This window comes from Alloalcanivorax marinus, assembly GCF_016785095.1.
Lineage (GTDB): Bacteria > Pseudomonadota > Gammaproteobacteria > Pseudomonadales > Alcanivoracaceae > Alloalcanivorax > Alloalcanivorax marinus_A.
In genome coordinates this window covers 230525-250058 of record NZ_JAEKJB010000015.1, presented here as the reverse complement: position 1 = coordinate 250058, position 19534 = coordinate 230525, and the positions used below count along the sequence as shown (strand labels likewise).

The window sequence follows — 19534 nt, the reverse complement described above, 5'->3', positions numbered from 1 at the left end:
CCATGCGTGCCCTGAAGCTGGAAACCATCGGCGCCAGCAAGACCTTCGGCACGTTCCGGGCCCTGGACAAGGTGTCCCTGACGGTGCGCGCCGGCACCGTGCACGCCCTGCTGGGCGAGAACGGCGCCGGCAAGAGCACCCTGGTGAAGGGGCTGGTGGGCTACTCGCCCCTGGACGAGGGCAACATCCTGGTGGACGACCGGGAGTACGCCGTGCGTTTGCCCCGGGACGCCCACGGCCTGGGCATCGGCATGGTGTACCAGCATTTCACCGTGGCCCCCGGGCTCACCGTGGCCGAGAACCTGGTGCTGGCGCGGGGCGATCTGCCGGCGCGCATTCACTGGAAGGCGGAGCGCGAACGGCTGAGCGCCTTCATGGACGGAATGCCGTTCAAGCTGGACCCGGACCGGCCGGTGGCGGCCCTGGCCGCCGGCGAAAAACAGAAGCTGGAAATCCTCAAGCAGCTGTATCTGGACCGGCGCCTGATCATTCTCGACGAACCCACCTCGGTGCTCACCCCCCAGGAAGCGGATGAAGTCTTGGGGCTGATGCGCGATCTGGCCCACGACGGCCAGGTGTCGGTGCTGATGATCACCCATAAATTCCGCGAGGTAACCGCCTTCGCCGACGACGTCACCGTGCTGCGCAAAGGCGCCCTGGTGGGCAGCTGCAAGGTGGCGGACACCAGCCCGGAGGCGCTGGCCGAATGGATGATGGGGCGCAGCGACGACCGCACCGTGGCCGGCGAACGACCGCCGGTGGACCCGGATCGCGGGCCGGCCCTGGAAGTGGCCGGCCTGGAGGTAAACAACGACAAGGGCGTGCGCGCCGTGCACGGCGCCTCCTTCGTGGTGCGGCCCGGGGAGATCCTGGGCGTGGCCGGCATCTCCGGCAACGGCCAGCGGGAGCTCACCGAGGCCCTGCTGGGCCAGCGCAAACGGGAAGCCGGCGCGGTGCGCGTGCACGGCGAGCCCTACCATGCCAGCCGCCGGGAAATGCTCGACCGGGGCGTGCACAGCCTGCCCGAGGAGCCGCTGCGTAACGCCAGCGTGGCGAGCATGTCGGTGGCGGAGAACCTGGCCCTGCGCAGTTTCGATCAGGCGCCGATCCGCCGCCAGGGCTGGCGGGTCAGCCGCCGGGTGATCCGCGAGCAGGCCCGTGGCCTGATCGAGCGTTTCCAGGTCACGCCGCCGGACCCGGACCGGCCCATCGGCACCCTCTCCGGCGGCAACGTGCAGCGCGCGGTACTGGCCCGGGAGCTCACCGAGGAGGTGCGCGTGCTGATCGTGTCCAACCCGGTGTTCGGTCTCGACTTCGCCTCCGTGGCGATGATCCACCAGCGGCTGATGGACGCCCGCAACCGGGGCGCCGCCGTGCTGCTGCTCAGCGAGGACCTGGACGAACTGCTGGAACTGGCGGACCGCATCCTGGTGATCCACGACGGCGAGCTGGTGTTCGAGGCCCCGGCGGGCCGGGCCGACCGCGCCGAGCTGGGCGCGCACATGGCCGGCGGCGGCGAGCGGGCGGCGTCATGATCGAGGTGGAGGCGCGCCCCGGCGCTTACCGGTTCGAGCCGGCCACCACCGCCCTGGTGGTGATCGACATGCAGCGGGACTTCCTCGACCCGGGCGGTTTCGGCGCCGCCCTGGGCAACGACGTGACGCCTCTGCGCGCCATCATTCCGGCGGTGGCGGAGCTGCTGGCGCTGGCGCGCCGCCACGGTCTCACCGTGATTCACACCCGTGAATCCCACGCCCCGGACCTGTCCGATTGCCCGCCGGCCAAACACCAACAGGGCAAGCCCGGTCTGCGCATCGGTGACCCGGGGCCGATGGGCCGCATCCTGGTGCGCGGCGAGCCGGGCAACCAGATCGTGCCGGAGCTGGCGCCGCTGGACGGCGAATGGGTGATCGACAAGCCGGGCAAGGGCATGTTTTACGCCACCGGCCTGGACCGGCGGCTGCGCGAGGCCGGCATCGAGGCGTTGTTGTTCGCCGGCGTCACCACCGAAGTGTGCGTGCAGACCAGCATGCGCGAAGCCTGCGACCGAGGCTATCGCGGCCTGCTGATCGAGGATGTCACGGAAAGTTATTTCCCCGAATTCAAACGGGCCACCCTGGAAATGGTCACGGCCCAGGGTGGCATCGTCGGCCAGGTGGCCGGTCTGGCCGCCCTGGACGTGGCCCTGACACAGGCCACGAAAAAGGAATCCTGATATGACGGCTTCACCGGAAATCAACCTGCCCCGGATGGTGGCGGAAGTACGCACCGCCTTCGAGGATTACGAGCGGGCGCTACTGGATAACAACCTGGAGGTGCTGGATGGCTACTTCTGGGATCACGCCGCCACGGTACGCTACGGCGTGGCGGAGAACCTGCATGGCGGCGAGCAAATCGCCCGCTACCGGCGCCAGTGCCAGCCGGTGGGCCCGGGCCGCAAACTGTTCAATACCGTGATCACCACCTTCGGTGACGACTACGCCACGGTCAGCACCCAATTCCGTGACGGCGTCACCGAGCGGGTGGGGCGGCAGATGCAGACCTGGGTGCGCTTCGCGGATGGCTGGAAGGTGGTGGCCGCCCATGTGAGCGTGGACCTGAGCACACTCTGAAACGGCGACGGCGCGTTCAAATTGGCGGTGTAATACTATAACATCAGCCGATCCTTACACCGTCTTCCGTCATCGGCCCCGGGGGAATGCCATGTCCCGCTCACCGTTTTCCATTGTGTTGCCACCGCTGTTGATCGCCCTGTCGGTGGCATTCTGGTGGCGTTACCACCCGCGTCCGGAACCGCCGCCGATGACCGACCAGGCGCTGTTGCGGCTGGCCGCCGACACCGATTTCCACAACCTGGACCCGACCCCGGCGCCGCTGCCCTGGGAGCACTACACCATTCAGCAGGGCGATCTGCTGACCCATCTGTGGAAGGAACAATGGCAACTGCCCACGGCCACTCTCTACCGGCTTATCGAGGACGCCGATCAGGGCCAGCGGCTCAACCGTCTGCGCCCGGGCCAGCACCTGGAATGGCGCGCCGACAGTGATGGCCGCCTGTTGGCCCTGCGGCTGTGGGAAAGCGATGCCCGGGGTTACCAATGGGATCTGGACGGCGACGCCATCCACGGCCAGGTGCTGGAAAAAGAGCGTGCCCACCACCGGGTGCGCGTGGCTGGCATCATCCGCACTTCCCTGGCGGCGGCTCTGGCCGGCCAACCGGCCCTCGCTGGCGCCGCCGGATCGGTGAGCGCGCAGCTCGCCGAGTTGCTGCCGCTGTCCCGCCAGGCCCGCCGTGGCGACCGTTTCTCCCTGCTGGTGGACGTGGAACGCCTGGACGGCGGCGAGCGCGCTTACTCCGCCAGGCTGATGGGCTTCGACTATGAGGGCGCCCGCCTTCAAGCCAGCGCCGCCCGTTTCGACGACGACCGTTTCTACCGGCCCGATGGCACCAGCCTGCTGCCCAGCTTCTGGCGCCACCCGTTCGCCGAGTCACACCGCTACCGGATCAGTTCACCGTTCAACCTGCACCGCCACCATCCGATCACCGGCCGCATCAGTCCTCACTATGGCACCGACTTCGCCATGCCCTCCGGTTCGCCGGTGGAAGCGCCGGCGGACGGCGTGGTGCGCCGCGTTACCCGTGGCCTGCTGGCCGGCAACTATGTCGTGCTCGATCACGGCAATGGTTATCAGACCCGCTACATGCACCTGAGCAAGGTGAGCGTGCACCCCGGCGACACCGTCCGCCAGGGCCAGGTGATCGCCCTGAGTGGCAACACCGGGCGCAGTACCGGGCCGCACCTGCACTACGAGCTGCGCATGAACGGCCGGCCGGTGAACGCCATGAAAGTATCGCTGCCCACCAAGGGGCAACTGGCCAGCGACGAGCTTAAACGCTTCCATAACCAATATGCCGCCTACTTCGACTTCCCCGCCGACGCCAACGACGGCACCGAAGTGGCCCACCGCGACCCGGAGCGATAACCCCTCCTGGGGCGTATCCGTATCGATCCGGGTTATGAGGCCGCCGCCAGCAGGCGCGCCATGGCCTGGAACCAGGCGGCGGTGCTGGCGGGGTCGCGGCCCGGGGCGCCGGCGGCGTGGCCCAGGTCCGAGTCCAGGACTTCCAGGCTGGCGCCGGGGATCAGCCCGGCTTCGTGGCGGGCGTCGTCCACGGTGAAATAGAGGTCGCTACGCGACGGCAGGATCAGGGCGCGGGCGCGGATCGCGCCCAGGGCGGTGGCCAGGTCGCCGTCGCACGGGTCCGCCGTCTCCCAGGCGGCGAGTACCGCCAGCAGGTCGTTGGCGTCCTGGGCCAGATGGTCCTCCTCCCAGAAACGCAGCAGCGCCTCGATGCTGTCGAAGCCCAGCTTTCGATACAGGCCGCGCCGGAAGAATGCCTGGCTGTAGGCCCAGCCGGCGTAGACCCGGGCGAAGGCGCGCAGGCCGGCCTCCGGTGGTTGTTGGTAGTCGCCGCCGTTGAAGGTGGCGTCCGCTCTCAGGGCGGCGCGTACGCCGTCCAGGAACACCCGGTTGTGGGGCCAGCAGCGGGCGGTGGCGCACACCGGCAGCAGGCGCCGGACCCGCTCCGGATAGCGAATCGCCCATTGATAGGACTGCATGCCGCCCATGGACCAGCCGCTGGCCAGGGCGATCTCCACCGGGCCGAACCAGGCCTCCAGGGCGGCGGCCTGGGCGGCCACGTTATCCTCCAGGGCCACGAACGGGAAGCGATGGCCGCGCTGGGAAGGATGGGCGTTGCTGGGAGAGGAAGCGACGCCATTGCCGAACAGGTCGAACAACAGCACGCAGTAATCGCCGCTGGCCAGGGGGCTGCCCGCACCAAGAAGGGGCAGGCTGCCCCGGGCGGTGCCCCCGTAGTAGCAGGGAATCAGCACCAGATTGTCGCGCCGCGCGTTGAGGGTGCCGGCCTGCAGGGCGGTGAGGCGGGCGTCGCGCAGCATGCCGCCGCTCTTCAGGGGCCAGTCGCCGAGTTGGATGTGCCGTTCGATCACTGTCACGGGTGGGTCTCCGGATTATATATACAAGCTGGCATGTATATTGAATGCAAAGCCTGTACCTATTTTCCGTGCGGTAACGTCTGGAGAGACATAATGAACGCCAAAGCCAACGGCCCTTCCGTGGCCGCCGTCCCGAGTGCCGACGATCTGGCCCGGGATCTGCTCGACAAGGGCGCCAAGTACGCCATGGCCAGCTATGTGGATATCCACGGCGTGGTGAAGGGCAAGTTCGTGCCGCTGGCCCATCTGGACCGCATGCTGAGTGGCTCGGAACTGTACACCGGCGCGGCCCTGGACGGCGTGCCCCAGGACATCAACGACGATGAAGTGGCGGCCATGCCGGACCCGGCCACCGCCACGCCCTGCGCCTGGAATCCGGAGCTGGTGTGGTTCGCCAGCGACCTGCATCTTAATGGCCAGCCGTTCCAGGCCTGCTCGCGCGGCATTCTCAAGCGCCAGCTCGAAGCGGCGGCGGAACTGGGGCTGGGCTTCAATCTTGGCATCGAAACCGAATTCTTCCTGTTTCGCGACAGTGATGATGGCGGTTTCGCGCCGGTCAGCGACCGGGACGATCTGGAAAAACCCTGCTATGACCCGCGCCCGCTGATGGACAACCTGCCGATCGTCGGCGAAATCGTGGAAGCCATGAACGCCCAAGGCTGGGACGTGTATTCCTTTGACCATGAGGACGCCAACGGCCAGTTTGAAACCGATTTCATGTACACCGATGCCCTGAACATGGCGGACCGGCTGGTGTACTTCCGCATGATGGCCAACGAGATCGCCCGCAAGCACGGCGCCTTCGCCAGCTTCATGCCCAAACCGTTCGCCGACCGCACCGGCAGCGGCGCGCACTTCAATATGTCGCTGGCGGATCTGGAAACCGGTCGCAATCTGTTCGAGGCCGGCGATGATGATCCCCATGGCTGTGGCGTCTCGCCGCTGGCCTATCACTTTATCGCCGGGGTGCTGAAACACGCCCGCGCCATCTGCGCGGTGATCGCGCCCACGGTGAACAGCTACAAGCGGCTGGTACAGCGCGGCGCCATGTCCGGCTCCACCTGGGCGCCGGTGTATTGCTGCTACGGCAACAACAACCGCACCAACATGCTGCGCATTCCCTCCCAGGGTGGCCGCGTGGAATGCCGGGCCGCGGATATTGGCGGCAACCCCTATCTGGGCGCGGCCCTGATGCTCGCCGCCGGCCTGGAAGGTATTCGCGAGAAGCTGGAACCCGGCGCGCCGCACCGGGAGAACATGAACGACTACAGCCGCGCGGAGATTCGCGGGATGGGCATCGAGATGCTGCCGCGCACCCTGGGCGAAGCGGTGGACGCCTTCGAGGCGGACCCGCTGGCCCGGGAAGTGTTCGGTGATTTGATGTTCGACACCTTCGTGGATTTCAAGCGGGATGAATGGGAGCAGTACCACAACCAGGTCTCCGATTGGGAAGTGCGCCGTTATTTGAAAATGTTCTGAACCACGGCAGCCCCCGGCGAGCGCTTGGCGGTGACCGCCAGGCGCTTTACCCTTTCCTGTCGGACCCCCACCGCCCGTACGGAGCGCGATTGCCCGAATGAGACGTACCAAGGAAGAAGCCGAACAAACCCGGCTCAAGATTCTCGATGCCGCTTTGGTGCTGTTCAGCCGCAACGGCTACACCAACACCACTCTGGCCAACATCGCCACCCAGGCGGGCTTCAGCCGGGGGCCGATCTACTGGCATTTCAAGAACAAGGATGAGTTGTTCGAGGCGGTATTGCTGCTGTCCCAGGGCCCTTTGCTGGCGCTCACCAAGGAAACCCACCACGCCGATGGTCCGCCGCTGGAGGTGCTGGGTGCCTTCGCCGACCGCTGGCTGCGGCTGCTGGTCGAGGACACCCGTTACCGCCAATCCTTCGAAATCTTCCTCAACAAAACCGAGCTTACCAACAACCTGGATCACACCCTGCGCCGCGAGCGCAAGCTGACCCGGGATCTGGTGGCCGCGCTTGCCGCCCAGGTGGAACGGGCTCAGCGGGATGGGGACATCCCGCGTCACCACGCTGCCCAGGAACTGGGCCTGCTGTGCTACACCCATCTGATGGGGGTGACGCAGACCTGGTTGTTCTCGCCGCGGTTGTTCAGTCTGGAAGAAGAGATTCCGTTCTTCACCGGACGCTTGATTGAGTTGTTGAAGCTTTAAAGATATCGCGGCTAAAGCGGATCGCCGCCCGGCCGCTCCTACCCCATTCTTTACACCGTAGGAGCGGCTTTAGCCGCGATCCGCCGCTTCCGCCACTGGGCTCGCCCGGGTAGTGCCTTCCTCGCTCATCAGCCGCCGGATGTGCATGTCCAGCCGCCGGTATTCCGGATGGTCGAGCAAGGCCTCGCGGTCTCCGGCGGGCACCTCCTTCTTGAAATCCGGACGGATCACTTCCCGCAACCGGCCCGGATGGCTGGACAGGAAGAACACCACGTCGCCCAGGTAGAGCGCTTCCTCGATGTCGTGGGAGACCAGCAGCACCGTGGTGCGCTCCTTGCGCACGATGCCCAGCAGCAGCTCCTGCATTTGCCAGCGGGTCTCCGGGTCCAGGGCACCGAACGGCTCGTCCATGAGCAGCAGTTCCGGATGGTTGGCCAGGGTGCGGGCAATGGCCACCCGCTGGCGCATGCCGCCGGACAATTCATGGGGGTAGGCGTCGGCCACGTCCTCCAGGCGCACCGCCTGGATGAAATGTTCCACCGCCCCTTCGCGCAGGCTGGAACTGTCGCCGGTGATCTTCAGCCCGTAGGCCACGTTCTGGCGCACCGTCAGCCATGGAAAGGAGGTGTAGCTCTGGAACACCATGCCGCGATCGCGGCCCGGCCCGGTCACCGGTCGGTCGTTGAGCGACAGGGTGCCGGAGGTGGGTTCCTCCAGCCCCGCCACCATGCGCAGCAGGGTGGATTTGCCGCAGCCGGACGGGCCCAGTAGCACGCCCACCTGGCCCGGTGGCAGGCGCAGGGACACAGCCTCCAGCGCCACCCGTGGATCACGACCGCCGGCGCGGAAGGTCTTGCCGACATCCTTGAGGATCAAACCGGAACCGGTGTTCATGGCGGTGCTCCCGTCAGCATGGCTTCAGTGGTTGGTAAAGGCTTTTAATTGCCGCTAATGGCTTTCAGTGGCGCCAGATTCACACCGGCTTCCATGGGGTGGCGCTCGTCCACCAGGCCGAACTTGAGCCACCAGTCGGTGGTGGTTTCCCAATGCTGGCTGATCTGGCCGTTGCTCAGGCCAAGCGGCAGATCACCCGGGGCCACGCCCATGAAGCGAGCGGCCTGTGCGGCGTCGAACACCCAGATGCCGCCCTTGTAAATCTTGCCATCCTTGCCGAGCACTTTTTCCACGTCGGTCAGGGGGAAGCCCAGGTGTTTGGCGATGATCTTGTTGCCCTCGGCGGGATGCTCCTTCCACCAGGCCACCGCCTTGAAGTAGGCGTCCAGGGTCTTGGCGGCCGCCTCCGGGCGTTCCTTCAGAAAGGCATCGCTCATGTACATGGCGTCGCCGAGCAGGGCGGTTTCAATCCAGTCCCCTTCCGAGGAGGTGGCGGCCACGGTAGCGTCGGGCAGGGCTTCCAGGGCATGGGACCCGAACGGTTCCCAGAATTCGGCGGCGGCCACGTTGCCGCCCACCAGGGCGCCAACGGCGTCATCCATGATCAGGTTGGTGTACTCCACGTCATTGAAATTGACACCGTTCTGTTCCAGCCAGATGCCCATGAAAATCTGCGTCAGGCCGCCCACCAGCACCGCCACGGATTTGCCCTTCAGGTCCTCGGCGCTGTTTATCCCCGGGGCCAGCACGATTTTGTCGGTGCCGTAGGAGGGATTGGTGTAGGTGACCATCTTGATGGGCACGTCCTTGTCGGCGGCGATGGGGCCGTACTCGGCGGTGCTGGAGGTGACGTCCAGGCCGCCGGAGGTCATCAGGGAAAAGCTTTCGTAGGGGTCCTCGATGACGCTGATTTCCAGATCCAGGTCCGGCACCAGATTTTTCTCCTGGGCGATGAACCAGAAACCGTAACCGGGCCAGGAAAACAGGGACAGGCGCACCGGCTCGGCGGCGCCGGAGCCCAGGGAAACCAGGCACAGCGAGGTGGTCAGTAACAGCAGCTTGATCAGTCGCATGATGAAAAGCCTCTTGGCAAGGGAAAACGGATCAGCGCTGGTGCTCCCCGCGCAGGTACGGGAAGCGCCAGCGATAAACGAGACGGAACAGGGCGTCGAAGGCCAGCCCCAGCAAACCGATGGTGACGATGCCCGCCATGATGTCGTCCACGTGCACGAAGCGTTTGGCGCGCATCATCATGGCGCCGATGCCGTCGGTGGCAGCGACGATTTCGGCGATCACCAGATAGGTCCAGCTCACCGCCAGCATTTGCCGGCAGGTGTCCAGGTAGCCGGGCAGGGAATGGCGGAACACCACGGTCCACAGCACTACCCGGCGGCCACCGCCCAGGGTCTTGGCGGTTTCGATGAAGGCCGTCGGCACCTGGCGGGTAACGTCGGCGAGCATGATCGCCAAGAAGAACACCACGCCGATCAGCAGCAGGGCGATCTTCTGGCTGTCGCCGGTGCCCAGCCACATCAGCAGCAGTGGAATGAATGCCGGTGCCGGCAGGTAACGGAAGGCGCCCAGTAGCGGATTGAGCAGGCCGTCGATGCGCGCGAAGGCGCCCATTAGCAAACCCAGGGGCAGGGCGATGGCTACCGCCAGGGAGAAGCTGATCAGGATACGGCGAATGCTGGACAACACGTCGCCGAGAAAGCCCTGCTCCATGAACAGATCGATCAGGGCACGCGCCACCGCCACCGGGCCGGGAAACAGTCGCTCGGAGGCCAGCCCGGCGTGGGCGGCCAAATACCAGCCGAACACGAACAGCAGCCAGCCGGTAAGCCCGAGCAACACGCGGCGGCGCCAGTCCAGGTGCTGACCGAAATCCAGCCAGCGGCGTTTCAGGGCCGGTGCCGTGGGTCGGGCCGGCGTGTCGCCGGTGGTGATGGAATTCCGTAGTGACGCGGTCATCGCCGGCCTCCTCAGAACGCGGTCAGGAAACTCAGGCCGTACACCGGCACGGCGCTGCCTTCGCGAATCGCCCGGGTGGCTTCCACCTGGCCGTAGGTCTCCGCGTGGATGCCATCCAGACGATGGCGGTGATAGCTGCGCAATTGGTCCTTGAACGGCAGGGTCCGGGCGAAGTCATCGCCGTACAGTTCACGGTGCGCCGCCGGCAGCTTGTACCAGGGCAGGGTGGGCTTGGTGTGGTGCGCGTTGTGGTAGCAGAAATTCAGCACCAGCAGGTTGAGCGCCGGCCAGCGCCGTGAGATCGGGTTGGTGTAGGTGTTGCTCTCCTCGTACTCCCGGTCGCCCTTGTGCGGCAGCGGCGCTTCCTTGTCGTTGAGCGTGGCGATGATGTCGTAGTTGTGCTGGAAGGCATCGAAAAAACGCAACACCGTAAGCAGCAACGCATAGGCCACGAAGTACAGCAGCACCGCTTTCAGGCTCCACACCGCCAGGGCGGCGAGCAGGCTCAGACGCACCAGCAGCACGGCGGCGGTGCGCTTGCGCTGCGCCGGGTCGCCGTAGCCGATAAAGGGCGCCACCATCAGCACCGCGTGCATCAGATAATCCACCGCCGGCACATAGGCCCATTCCAGGGCGAACACCAGCTTCTCGGTGCGCGGGTGAGCTTTCAGCCAGGCGCGGTAATCGAAGGCGATGGTGTCGGCGTTGTCCACGTGGTGGCGCAGATGCTTGTAGCGCAGATCCTCGTAGGTGCCGTAGCAGCCGCCGGCGATCCAGTTCAGCGCCTTGCCCAGGCGGGTGTTGTAGGCGGTGTTCTTGAACAGGGCGTTGTGGGCGCAGTCGTGAATCAGATAGGCGGCCACCACCATGCCGTGGGCGCAGGCCAATACGCCCAGGGCGGGCAGCAGCCAACCGGGCCGGGCCATCAGCAGCCAGCCGCCCACATAGGTGAGCAGGATGTAGGCCAGCGCCGCCGCGTTCGGCGCCAGGCCGTCGGGGTGGCGCAGGCTGGCGCGTACTTTCTCGATCATTGGCATGGGCTTGATCATTGCCATGGGAACCTCCTCAAACCGCCTGGCGTTTCAGGTCGTGGGGCACGGACCATTGCTGGAAATGCCGGCGCTCGCAGTCAGCGATCCAGCGGTTCAGGTCCCACAGGTCGGCGATCGGCGCGCCGGTGAACGGCAGGGTGTGCAGGTAGCCATCGGGGCCGAACTCCGGGGTCATGGTGGTCTCCGCCAGGCCGCGCCGGCGCTGGGACGACCACACCGCTTCCCAGCAGCGCTGGTGGGCGGCCAGGGCACCGGCGAACTCCGGCGCGCCGGGGTGTGGCACCTGGGGCCCCTGGTCGTAGCCCACCCGGCTGTGCACATGCAGCGCCTGCTCGGCGACCCGCTCGATGCTGTCCCACTCGGTGTCCGGCAGGCGCTCGCACACCACCGCCCAGTGGCTGAAGTCGCAGGTCACCGCCAGCTCCGGCACGCGCTCCAGAATCGCCACCGTGTTCCAGGGGCAGAAGAAGCTGCGCCCGCGATGGGTTTCGAAGCTGGCGGTGACACCCAGACCGGTGGCGATGTCCTGGGCCTCGGAGAAGAAGCGCACGCTGTCGTCGATGGACCAGGCGTCGCAGCCGCCCATCACGTTGGCGAACTCGGCGCCCAGTTCACGACCGGTGGCCAACTGCGCCTCGAAGTCCGCCAGGTGCTCCTCCACCGTGGCCTGGCGGCGCGGCACATAGCTGCCGGCGGTGCAGATTTCCTGAATCCAGCGCAGGCCGTAGGCGGCCAGGGCGCGGCCCAGGGCGTCGCGATCCCCGTCGTCCGTCGGTAATGGTGCCTCCAGGCCCTGGAAGCTGGCGTCCACCGCCAGCCGCGCCGCGTCGGCGGCGTCGCCTGGATGCCCCCACAGGGTTTTGAAATGGCTGAGCTGCATAAAGCCTCCCGTCGTCGCTGTTCCTGGGGACGGGCGGAACCGGAGGGCGGGACGTGCCGGTTCGGTTCTGTCCGTGGTTATACATGTCTAAGCAGCATTTATGCCAAAATTAATGAGGCTAAAAAATGATCACAAGATGTTGATTTTAAAGGATGATTTTTGTTCGGCGGGGTTGGCGTGGTGGGTGGTGCGGTGCACGGATAGGGAGCGGGGCGCACCAGGAGGTTTCAGGGGTATCGATTGGTCGGGGGTTAGCGCGGGAGGGGCGGAGGGGCTTCGCGCCGGGCTGGGCGTTGCGGCCGGACACCCTGTCCGAAGGTGTTGCCCATGCGGTTACGCAGGGTGGAACGGCTGAATTGTCCGCTGCGGTTGGGTGACTGGTTAATTACGGATTCGGCGTTCAGCCGTGGCCGGTTCCTGACCTGCTCGCCGGCCTGGCTCGGCGCCATTTTTTCCTGCAGGCACTCATAGGGCAGGGCGCGTTGGCCGTTTACCTCCACGGTGATGCAGGGCGGGGCGTCGTCGTTTCCGCCGCCATCATTCGGGGCGGCCCCGGCCGGCGTGGCCAGCAGGGCGATGCCCGCCAGTGCCGTCGCCAGGCACCGCGGACCCATGGGTTCGTGGCGTGCCGCCATCCTGGTTCATTCCTTCCTGTTCCGGGTCCGGCCTACCTTGCCGCCATCCCGGTGACGCCACAATGTCGGGCCGCGCAAGCCGGATGAATTTTTTATGAAATGAATGCGGTTTCGCCACGTTGAAACAGTCTTGTTCTGTGTTGATCGGAGCATTCCATTCATAACAAAGACGGAACACGGTCGGCAATCAGGTGACCGCCGCCCTTCGCAGGGCGGCGGCTTTTTTCGCGTCCGCCGTTGGAATCCTCTAACCGGCGTTATGAATTTTTGGTGACAAAAGTTCGGTCATGGTGGGCGGGCCACGTCTTAAAACTGTTAACTGAATCACTGCCTCTTTTTTTAGTGCCGAGTCCTTTGCCCATGTTTGATGCGCACGGAAGAACGTCATGTTTTATCACCAAGGGGGGCGCGTGGCTTTTTATTCTGCTGTTGCTGAGCCCGCCGCTGGCCGCCCAGGAGGCGGCCACCACCACCGTTACCATTCGGGAGTACATCGTTCGCGGCAACACCGTGCTGGATAACCGCGCCATCGAAAAAGCGGTGTATCCGTATCTCGGGCCGGACCGGACACTGAGCGACATTCAGAGCGCCCGCGCCGCCCTGCAGAAAGCCTACCAGGAACGGGGCTATCAATCGGTGTACGTGGAGCTCCCGGAGCAGAAGGTGTCCGGCGGGGTGGTCTATCTGCTGGTTTCCGAAGTCACCGTGGGACGGGTGCGGGTGGTGGGCGCCAAGTACCATTCGCCGCTGGCGATCCGCCAGGAAGTGCCGGCGCTTAGCCGGGGCGTGGTGCCGGATTTCGAGCTGGTCCAGGAACAGCTCACCAAGGTCAACCGCTCCGGCAAGCGTCAGGTCATGCCGCTGGTCAAGGAAGGCCGAGTACCCGGTACCATGGACGTGGACCTGTCGGTGGAGGATCAGCGTCCCTGGAACGCCAGCCTGACCTTGAACAACGATTACAGCGCCGACACCGAGAAGCTGCGCACGGTCGCCACCTTGTCCCATTCCAACCTTTGGCAACGTGGCCACAGTGCCTCCCTGACCTTTTTCACCGCGCCGGAAAATACCGACAACGCCGAGGTCTGGTCCTTCAGCTACGAAGCGCCGTTGAGCGATCGCTGGTCCACCCGGCTCAGCGGCTATACCTCGGACAGCGACGTGGCCACGGTGGGCGGCACCAATGTGCTGGGCCGGGGCCACTCCTATGGCGTCGCGGCGGTGTACAGCCTGCCTTTCGACGGGACCTGGGGGCATTCCTTCACCGCCGGCATCGACTTCAAGGATTTCGAGGAGGCGCTGCGCTTCGGCGGTGACGAGGACCAGGTGCCGTTGGAATACGCGCCCTTTACCTTCTCCTACGACGGTTACTTCTTCACCGACGACTACCAGGGTTTTCTGAACCTCAGTCTGGTGACCGCCTCCGACGAGATCCCCTCCGGTGGCAGTGGCTGGCGGGAATTCGATTACAAGCGCTACAAGGCGAGCCCGGACTTCGCCGTGCTCAAGGCGGACGCCAACCTGGAGTGGCAGCTCAAGGACTGGGTGCTGGCGGGCAAGGTACGGGGCCAGGCGGCCTCCGGGCCGCTGATCTCCAACGAGCAATTCGCCGTGGGCGGCGCCGGCTCGGTGCGCGGGTACCTGGCCGCCGAGCAGGCCGCCGACGACGGCTACCTGGCCAGCCTGGAGTTGCGTACCCCTTCCCTGGACGGCTGGTTCGGCAACCCCTGGCGCCTGCTGCGCTTCCATGTGTTCGGGGAAGGGGCCCAGTTGCAGTTGCGTGATCCGCTGCCGGAACAGGAGGCCCGCTTCGACCTGGCCAGTGTTGGCATCGGCGCCCGCGCCGAGCTTTGGGATTACGTCAGCGGCTCCGTGGATCTGGGCTACCCGCTGGCGGAAACCGGCGACACCGAGAAGTACGACCCCAGGGTGCATTTCAGCGTTACCGCGCGCTTTTGAACGCCGTGCCATGAAGACCTTAACGACAACGGACCCAATTGCTTTTTTTCGGAGTGCCTGACCATGCGACAACGTCTACTCATACTCATTCTCTCCTGCCTGGGGGCGCTGGCGCCGGCTCTGGCCCAGGCCTGGTGGCAGGAAGACTGGAGCTACCGCAAGCAGATCACCGTGGATACCACCCAGGAAGGCGCCGCTATCACCGAGCGGGTGGGGCGGATGCCAGTGCTGGTCCGCCTGCACACGGGCAACTTCAGCTTCGACGGCGTCAAGGAAAACGGCGCTGACCTGCGCTTCGTGCTCGGTGACGATGAAACGGTGCTCAACCATCGCATCGAGAGTTTCGATGCCCTGCTCGGGGTGGCTTACATCTGGGTGGACGTGCCGGAGATCCAGGGCGGAGCCCGCCAGGACATCTGGATGTATTACGGCAATCCGCAGGCGCCCCTGCCGGACAGCAATCAGGTATTCGACGCCGACTACGCCGGCGTTTATCACTTCGACGGCGCGCCGGGCGGCAGCGCCGATGACGCCACCGCCTACAACAACGATTCCACCAACCCGGTGTCCGGCACCACCACCGGCGTGATCGCCCAGGCCGCGCAATTCAGCGGTGAGCCGCTGATGCTGCCGGCTTCTCCGTCCCTGGCGGTGGCCGCCGGCGGCGCCTTCAGCTTCAGCGCCTGGATCAAGGCGCCCCAGGCCGCCGGCGAGCAGCTTCTCTACGCCCGCCGCCAGGGCGGCAATGCCCTGCTGATCGGCATCGCCAACGGCGTGCCCTTCGTGGAAGTGAATGGCCAGCGCAGCGAGCGGGGCCAGCCGCTGGCCGCCGACCAATGGCAGCACCTGGCGGTGACCACTGGCGCCCAGGGTGTAACGCTGTATCTCAATGGCCGTCAGGCGGGCCAGATGGCGGTGGCGCTGCCGGCCTTCAACGGCGTCGCCGCCCTGGGCGGTGACGTGCCTGGTTACCGGACGGGCGTGGCAGGTGGCGCTGAAGGCGCTAATGACAGTACCGGGGAAAATACCGGGGAAGGCAACGGCGAAGGTGCGACCGACGCCGCCTTGGCGGAGGCGGGGGGAGGTGAAACCCCGGCCGTCCCGGCGCCCGCCGCCGGCTTCACCGGCGCCATGGACGAGGTGCGCTTGTCGCGGGTGGAGCGGTCCCCCGCCCTGCTGCGCGCCAGCGCCCTGTCCCAGGGACCGGAGTCGCGGCTGCTGGTGTTCGGCGTGGACGAAGAGCAATCCGGGTTTGGCTTCGGCGCCCTGGGGTTCCTGCTCTCCTCGGTGCCGGTGGATGCCTGGGTGATCATCGGTGTGCTGGCGCTGATGATGGTGCAGACCTGGGTGGTCATGTTCCAGAAATTCCGCCAGGCCCGTCGTACCGACGAGGCCAACGCCGAGTTCCGCGACGCCTTCGCCGGTGTTGGCACCCGCCTGGAAATACTGGCTGATGACCGGGATCTGGGCGAGCGTCTGGCGCACTCGTCCCTGTGGCGGCTCTATCAGGTGGCGGTGCGCGAGCTGCGCGTGCGCCGCGAGCAGGGCGCCGACACCGGCCGCATTTCCTCGGAAACCCTGGAAGCCATCCGCGCCTCCATGGACGCGGTGCGTACCAATGAAAACCGCGCCCTGGGCCACCGCCTGGGCGTGCTCTCCAACGCCATCGCCGGCGGCCCCTACATCGGCCTGCTGGGTACCGTGCTGGGCATCATGGTGGTGTTCCTGGGTACCGCCATGGCCGGCAACGTGAACATCAACGCGGTGGCCCCGGGCATGGCCGCGGCCCTGCTGGCCACGGCGGCGGGTCTGTTCGTCGCCATCCCGGCGCTGTTTGCCTACAACCGCCTGAACGGCCGCAATCGGGAAATCAGCTCCGACATGCGCGTGTTCCTGGACGAGTTCGTGACCCGGCTGGCGGAACTGCGTGGCGCCGGCTCCCCTCACTCCCCCTCCGTGGCGGACGACCTGCCGGTCGGCCGCCGGGACGCCCTGGCATAAGGAATAAGGAGAACCGCATGGCTTCCGTTAAGGCTTCCATGGACGACGACGAACAGGACGGCCCGGTGGATGGCATCAACATCACGCCGTTGGTGGATGTGCTGATGGTGGTGCTGGTGATGTTCATCCTCACCGCCACCGCCCAGGTGGCCGGCATTCAGGTGGACCTGCCCAAGGCCAGTGCCTCGGTGTCCCTGTCCGAGCCCAAGACCAAGGCGGTGTCGGTGAACAACGATGGCCAGATTTTCCTGGACGCCTACCCGGTGACGCTGGACGAGCTGGAAGACCGGCTGCGCACGGAAAAGGCCACCAATCCGGATTTCCCGGTGGTGGTACGCGGCGACGCGGCGGTGCAGTACCAGAAGGTGGTGGAGGTGCTCGACGTCCTGCGCCGCCTGGAGCTGGCCCAGGTCGGCCTGGTTACCGGCAAACCCAAGAACTGATCGGACGGACCGGAACGAGATGCCACAGCAAGCACCGAAATCGAGCCGCCGGGACGCCGCGCGCAACCGCCGCGTCACCGCCGTGGCCACCACCCTGGGCGTGGTGCTGGCGGTGGCCCTGGTAGGCGCGTTGATCTGGTACTGGGCCAATCAGACCGCCGGAGTGCGCCGTCAGGTGCCCAAGCAGGACATGATCGTGCCATTGCCGCCACCGCCGCCGCCGGAGGAACAGCCGGAGCCGGAACCGGAGCCCGAACCGGAGGAGAAGGTGGAACCGGAGCCGGTGCTCGAGGAGCCGACGCCGGTGGAGGAACCCACCCCGGAAGAGCCGCCTTCGCCGTCCCAGGACCTGTCCGAGGCGATGCAGATCGACGGCGAGGCCCAGGCCGGCAACGACGCCTTCAACATCGGCGCCGGCAGCGGCGGTGGCATGGGCGGCTCCGGCGCCGGTGCGGCGGGCAACGCCACCTACGGCCAGTACCTGTCCTACGCCTTCCAGCGGAAGCTGCGCGAAAACCGGGACATTCGCCACCTCAGCTATCGGGTGGAGGTGAATCTCTGGCTGGACCCGGACGGCCGGGTCACGCGGGTGGAGATGCTGTCCTCCAGCGGCGACCAGGACGTGGACCGGCGGATTGTGAACGCCCTGCGCGACATGGACGCGCTGGATCAGAAACCGCCGCGGTCACTGACCTTGCCGGTGCGCATGTCACTGCAGGGACGGCGGCCGGGATGAACGACGACCTCGCGGCCAGCAACACGGCAGCCCCAAACACGATCTTTTTCAGGAGCCCTTAAGCATGAACAGGCAATTCAACCGCTGGGCGCTGGCCCTGGCGGTCGCGGTCGCCCTGGCCGGACCCGCCCAGGCGCAGACCGGCGACCAGGCGCAAGCGTCGCCGGCCGTGTCCGGCAACACCACCGTGCATCTGATCCGCCTGCTGGTGGAACAGGGCGTGATCACCGAGGAGCAGGCCGGGGCCTTGATGGAACAGGCGCGCCGGGACGCCCGGGCCGAACAGGAAGCCCGGGAACCGGACGTGCGTGAAGGGGACGTGCGCGTGCCCTATATTCCGGAAACCGTGCGCGACGGGATCCGCGCCGAGGTCAAGGAAGAGGTGATCACCCAGGCCAAGGAGGAGAACTGGGCGGCGCCCAACACTTTCCCGGAATGGGTGTCCCGGGTGGAATGGTTTGGTGACGTGCGGGTGCGCAACGAGTCCCGCTTCCGCGCCAACGACAACAGCGACCTGGTGGCCGATTATCAGGAATGGAACGACACCGAGTACGACATTTCCGTCCCGAACGTCTTTCCACCCTTGTTGAATACCCGTCAGGACCGGGAGAACCTGCTGCGCGTCCGTGCGCGCTTCGGCCTGGAAGCGGACCTGGGCAAGCACTGGCGCACCGGCCTGCGCCTGGCCACCGGCAGTAGCGACAGCCCTGTGTCCACCACCCAGACCCTGGGCGGCGGCCTGAGCAAGAAGGAAATCTGGCTGGACCGGGCCTGGATCAGCTGGCACCCGGGGATCTGGACCTTCACCGCCGGCCGCGCCAAGAGCCCCTTCGTGTCCACGGACATTCTTTACTCCGGGGAACTGGGCTTCGACGGCGTCTCGGCGGGCTGGAACGGTGTGTCCGTGGGGGAGCACGGCGCCTTCTTCGGCACCCTGGGGGCCTTCCCGCTGGGCTACATCTCCGATGACTTCCCGTCCGACGAACAGAACAAGAAAGCCAGCGAGGACAAATGGCTGCTCGGTGCCCAGCTTGGCATCGACTGGCGCTTCCAGGAGGACCAGCGGTTCCTGGCCGCCCTGGCCTACTACGATTTCAACAATATCGAGGGCCAGCGTTCGTCCCCGTGCCCCCTCTACGCCGGCTACCAAAGCTGTCGCTCGGACTGGTCGGCGCCGGCCTTCATGCAGAAGGGCAACAGCGTTTTCCTGCTGCGCGACATCGTTCTCGAACCCGGCAACGAGGCGGACACCGCCATGCCGCAACTGGTGGGCCTGGCGTCGGAGTTCCAGCTCCTCGACATCAACCTGCGCTGGCGCACGCCCCTGTTCAACGACTATGAGCTGAGTCTGGCGGGTAACTACATCCACAACCTGGCCTACGACGAGGACGAGATGTTCGAGCGTTCGGACGGCCTGATTCTCAACAACTTCGACACCAACGGCGAACTGGAAAGCGGCGCCGATGCCTGGATGGTGCACGCCGCCTTTGGTGATGATCTGGACCTGGCCCGGGCCGGCAACTGGCAGGTGTTCTTCGGCTATAAGTACATCGAGCCGGACGCCCTGCCGGACGCCTTCAATGACTCTTCCTTCCATCTCGGTGGTACCAACGCCAAGGGCTACTTCCTGGGCGGCAGCTATGCGTTCACCCCGGACCTGTCCGCCCGTGGCCGCTGGCTGAGCGCGGAAGAGGTGTACGGGCAACCGCTGGCCATCGATGTCCTGCAACTGGAACTCAACGCGCGCTTCTGAGAGTGCG

Annotated in this window: 18 protein-coding genes; 11 read left to right on the top strand and 7 right to left on the bottom strand. The window is 66.0% G+C overall.

The annotated features are described in order from the left end of the window. Window positions 1–2 precede the first annotated feature (2 nt). The 4 genes from JF515_RS18655 to JF515_RS18640 all read left to right on the top strand — a co-directional run bounded on the left by JF515_RS18655 (window position 3) and on the right by JF515_RS18640 (window position 3984). Entirely contained in the window at window positions 3–1535 is a 1533-nt protein-coding gene (locus tag JF515_RS18655) for an ABC transporter ATP-binding protein (protein ID WP_203105951.1), read from the top strand. Next, window positions 1532–2215, top strand: coding sequence for a cysteine hydrolase family protein (locus tag JF515_RS18650; RefSeq protein ID WP_203105950.1), 684 nt, complete (start codon window positions 1532–1534; stop codon window positions 2213–2215). Before JF515_RS18655 ends, JF515_RS18650 begins: the two co-directional genes overlap by 4 nt. Window position 2216: 1 nt before the next feature. Beyond that, window positions 2217–2612: an oxalurate catabolism protein HpxZ gene (gene hpxZ, locus JF515_RS18645; protein ID WP_203105949.1), complete on the top strand. Its 396-nt coding sequence runs from the start codon at window positions 2217–2219 to the stop codon at window positions 2610–2612. A 91-nt stretch (window positions 2613–2703) separates the two neighbouring features. Continuing rightward, on the top strand, window positions 2704–3984 hold the full coding sequence (locus JF515_RS18640) for a peptidoglycan DD-metalloendopeptidase family protein (protein ID WP_203105948.1): 1281 nt from the start codon (window positions 2704–2706) through the stop codon (window positions 3982–3984). A gap of 32 nt (window positions 3985–4016) precedes the next feature. Here the strand turns inward: JF515_RS18640 and JF515_RS18635 are convergent, their stop codons facing one another. After that, window positions 4017–5021 (bottom strand): alpha/beta fold hydrolase, encoded by a 1005-nt coding sequence (locus JF515_RS18635; protein ID WP_203105947.1) that lies wholly within the window; start codon window positions 5019–5021, stop codon window positions 4017–4019. A 93-nt stretch (window positions 5022–5114) separates the two neighbouring features. Here JF515_RS18635 and glnT point away from each other — a divergent pair, with 93 nt between their 5' ends. Further along, window positions 5115–6500, top strand: coding sequence for a type III glutamate--ammonia ligase (gene glnT / locus JF515_RS18630; RefSeq protein WP_238401176.1), 1386 nt, complete (start codon window positions 5115–5117; stop codon window positions 6498–6500). A gap of 97 nt (window positions 6501–6597) precedes the next feature. Beyond that, window positions 6598–7206 (top strand): TetR family transcriptional regulator, encoded by a 609-nt coding sequence (locus tag JF515_RS18625; protein ID WP_203105946.1) that lies wholly within the window; start codon window positions 6598–6600, stop codon window positions 7204–7206. Between the two features lie 69 nt (window positions 7207–7275). Here JF515_RS18625 and JF515_RS18620 read toward each other — a convergent pair whose 3' ends face one another. The 6 genes from JF515_RS18620 to JF515_RS18595 all read right to left on the bottom strand — a co-directional run bounded on the left by JF515_RS18620 (window position 7276) and on the right by JF515_RS18595 (window position 12638). Next, a complete protein-coding gene (locus tag JF515_RS18620) occupies window positions 7276–8100 on the bottom strand; it encodes an ABC transporter ATP-binding protein (RefSeq protein WP_203105945.1) in 825 nt (274 codons plus the stop codon). Between the two features lie 44 nt (window positions 8101–8144). Next, complete coding sequence (locus JF515_RS18615; protein ID WP_203105944.1) at window positions 8145–9173, bottom strand: ABC transporter substrate-binding protein; 1029 nt, start codon at window positions 9171–9173, stop codon at window positions 8145–8147. A gap of 31 nt (window positions 9174–9204) precedes the next feature. Beyond that, entirely contained in the window at window positions 9205–10071 is an 867-nt protein-coding gene (locus JF515_RS18610; RefSeq protein WP_203105943.1) for an ABC transporter permease, read from the bottom strand. Between the two features lie 11 nt (window positions 10072–10082). Continuing rightward, window positions 10083–11126, bottom strand: coding sequence for a fatty acid desaturase family protein (locus tag JF515_RS18605; protein ID WP_203105942.1), 1044 nt, complete (start codon window positions 11124–11126; stop codon window positions 10083–10085). A 10-nt stretch (window positions 11127–11136) separates the two neighbouring features. Further along, window positions 11137–12003 (bottom strand): sugar phosphate isomerase/epimerase family protein, encoded by an 867-nt coding sequence (locus tag JF515_RS18600; RefSeq protein WP_203105941.1) that lies wholly within the window; start codon window positions 12001–12003, stop codon window positions 11137–11139. A gap of 251 nt (window positions 12004–12254) precedes the next feature. Then, complete coding sequence (locus JF515_RS18595) at window positions 12255–12638, bottom strand: hypothetical protein (RefSeq protein WP_203105940.1); 384 nt, start codon at window positions 12636–12638, stop codon at window positions 12255–12257. Between the two features lie 360 nt (window positions 12639–12998). Here JF515_RS18595 and JF515_RS18590 point away from each other — a divergent pair, with 360 nt between their 5' ends. The 5 genes from JF515_RS18590 to JF515_RS18570 all read left to right on the top strand — a co-directional run bounded on the left by JF515_RS18590 (window position 12999) and on the right by JF515_RS18570 (window position 19527). Next, window positions 12999–14594: a ShlB/FhaC/HecB family hemolysin secretion/activation protein gene (locus JF515_RS18590; protein WP_203105939.1), complete on the top strand. Its 1596-nt coding sequence runs from the start codon at window positions 12999–13001 to the stop codon at window positions 14592–14594. Between the two features lie 63 nt (window positions 14595–14657). Then, on the top strand, window positions 14658–16595 hold the full coding sequence (locus tag JF515_RS18585; protein ID WP_203105938.1) for a DUF2341 domain-containing protein: 1938 nt from the start codon (window positions 14658–14660) through the stop codon (window positions 16593–16595). Between the two features lie 17 nt (window positions 16596–16612). Then, on the top strand, window positions 16613–17038 hold the full coding sequence (locus tag JF515_RS18580; protein WP_161385425.1) for an ExbD/TolR family protein: 426 nt from the start codon (window positions 16613–16615) through the stop codon (window positions 17036–17038). A gap of 19 nt (window positions 17039–17057) precedes the next feature. Continuing rightward, window positions 17058–17774: an energy transducer TonB family protein gene (locus tag JF515_RS18575; RefSeq protein WP_203105937.1), complete on the top strand. Its 717-nt coding sequence runs from the start codon at window positions 17058–17060 to the stop codon at window positions 17772–17774. Between the two features lie 64 nt (window positions 17775–17838). Further along, complete coding sequence (locus JF515_RS18570; protein WP_203105936.1) at window positions 17839–19527, top strand: putative porin; 1689 nt, start codon at window positions 17839–17841, stop codon at window positions 19525–19527. Window positions 19528–19534 lie beyond the last annotated feature (7 nt).

Excerpts from the sequence above, each read along its gene's own strand:
- JF515_RS18650 (WP_203105950.1), top strand. The coding sequence starts at position 1,532 with ATGATCGAGGTGGAGGCGCGCCCCGGCGCTTACCGGTTCGAGCCGGCC.
- JF515_RS18595 (WP_203105940.1), bottom strand. The coding sequence starts at position 12,638 with ATGGCGGCACGCCACGAACCCATGGGTCCGCGGTGCCTGGCGACGGCA.
- JF515_RS18610 (WP_203105943.1), bottom strand. The coding sequence starts at position 10,071 with ATGACCGCGTCACTACGGAATTCCATCACCACCGGCGACACGCCGGCC.
- JF515_RS18585 (WP_203105938.1), top strand. The coding sequence starts at position 14,658 with ATGCGACAACGTCTACTCATACTCATTCTCTCCTGCCTGGGGGCGCTG.
- JF515_RS18640 (WP_203105948.1), top strand. The coding sequence starts at position 2,704 with ATGTCCCGCTCACCGTTTTCCATTGTGTTGCCACCGCTGTTGATCGCC.
- JF515_RS18575 (WP_203105937.1), top strand. The coding sequence starts at position 17,058 with ATGCCACAGCAAGCACCGAAATCGAGCCGCCGGGACGCCGCGCGCAAC.
- JF515_RS18600 (WP_203105941.1), bottom strand. The coding sequence starts at position 12,003 with ATGCAGCTCAGCCATTTCAAAACCCTGTGGGGGCATCCAGGCGACGCC.
- JF515_RS18590 (WP_203105939.1), top strand. The coding sequence starts at position 12,999 with ATGTTTGATGCGCACGGAAGAACGTCATGTTTTATCACCAAGGGGGGC.
- JF515_RS18570 (WP_203105936.1), top strand. The coding sequence starts at position 17,839 with ATGAACAGGCAATTCAACCGCTGGGCGCTGGCCCTGGCGGTCGCGGTC.
- JF515_RS18615 (WP_203105944.1), bottom strand. The coding sequence starts at position 9,173 with ATGCGACTGATCAAGCTGCTGTTACTGACCACCTCGCTGTGCCTGGTT.
- JF515_RS18625 (WP_203105946.1), top strand. The coding sequence starts at position 6,598 with ATGAGACGTACCAAGGAAGAAGCCGAACAAACCCGGCTCAAGATTCTC.
- JF515_RS18620 (WP_203105945.1), bottom strand. The coding sequence starts at position 8,100 with ATGAACACCGGTTCCGGTTTGATCCTCAAGGATGTCGGCAAGACCTTC.
- hpxZ (WP_203105949.1), top strand. The coding sequence starts at position 2,217 with ATGACGGCTTCACCGGAAATCAACCTGCCCCGGATGGTGGCGGAAGTA.
- glnT (WP_238401176.1), top strand. The coding sequence starts at position 5,115 with ATGAACGCCAAAGCCAACGGCCCTTCCGTGGCCGCCGTCCCGAGTGCC.
- JF515_RS18580 (WP_161385425.1), top strand. The coding sequence starts at position 16,613 with ATGGCTTCCGTTAAGGCTTCCATGGACGACGACGAACAGGACGGCCCG.
- JF515_RS18605 (WP_203105942.1), bottom strand. The coding sequence starts at position 11,126 with ATGGCAATGATCAAGCCCATGCCAATGATCGAGAAAGTACGCGCCAGC.
- JF515_RS18655 (WP_203105951.1), top strand. The coding sequence starts at position 3 with ATGCGTGCCCTGAAGCTGGAAACCATCGGCGCCAGCAAGACCTTCGGC.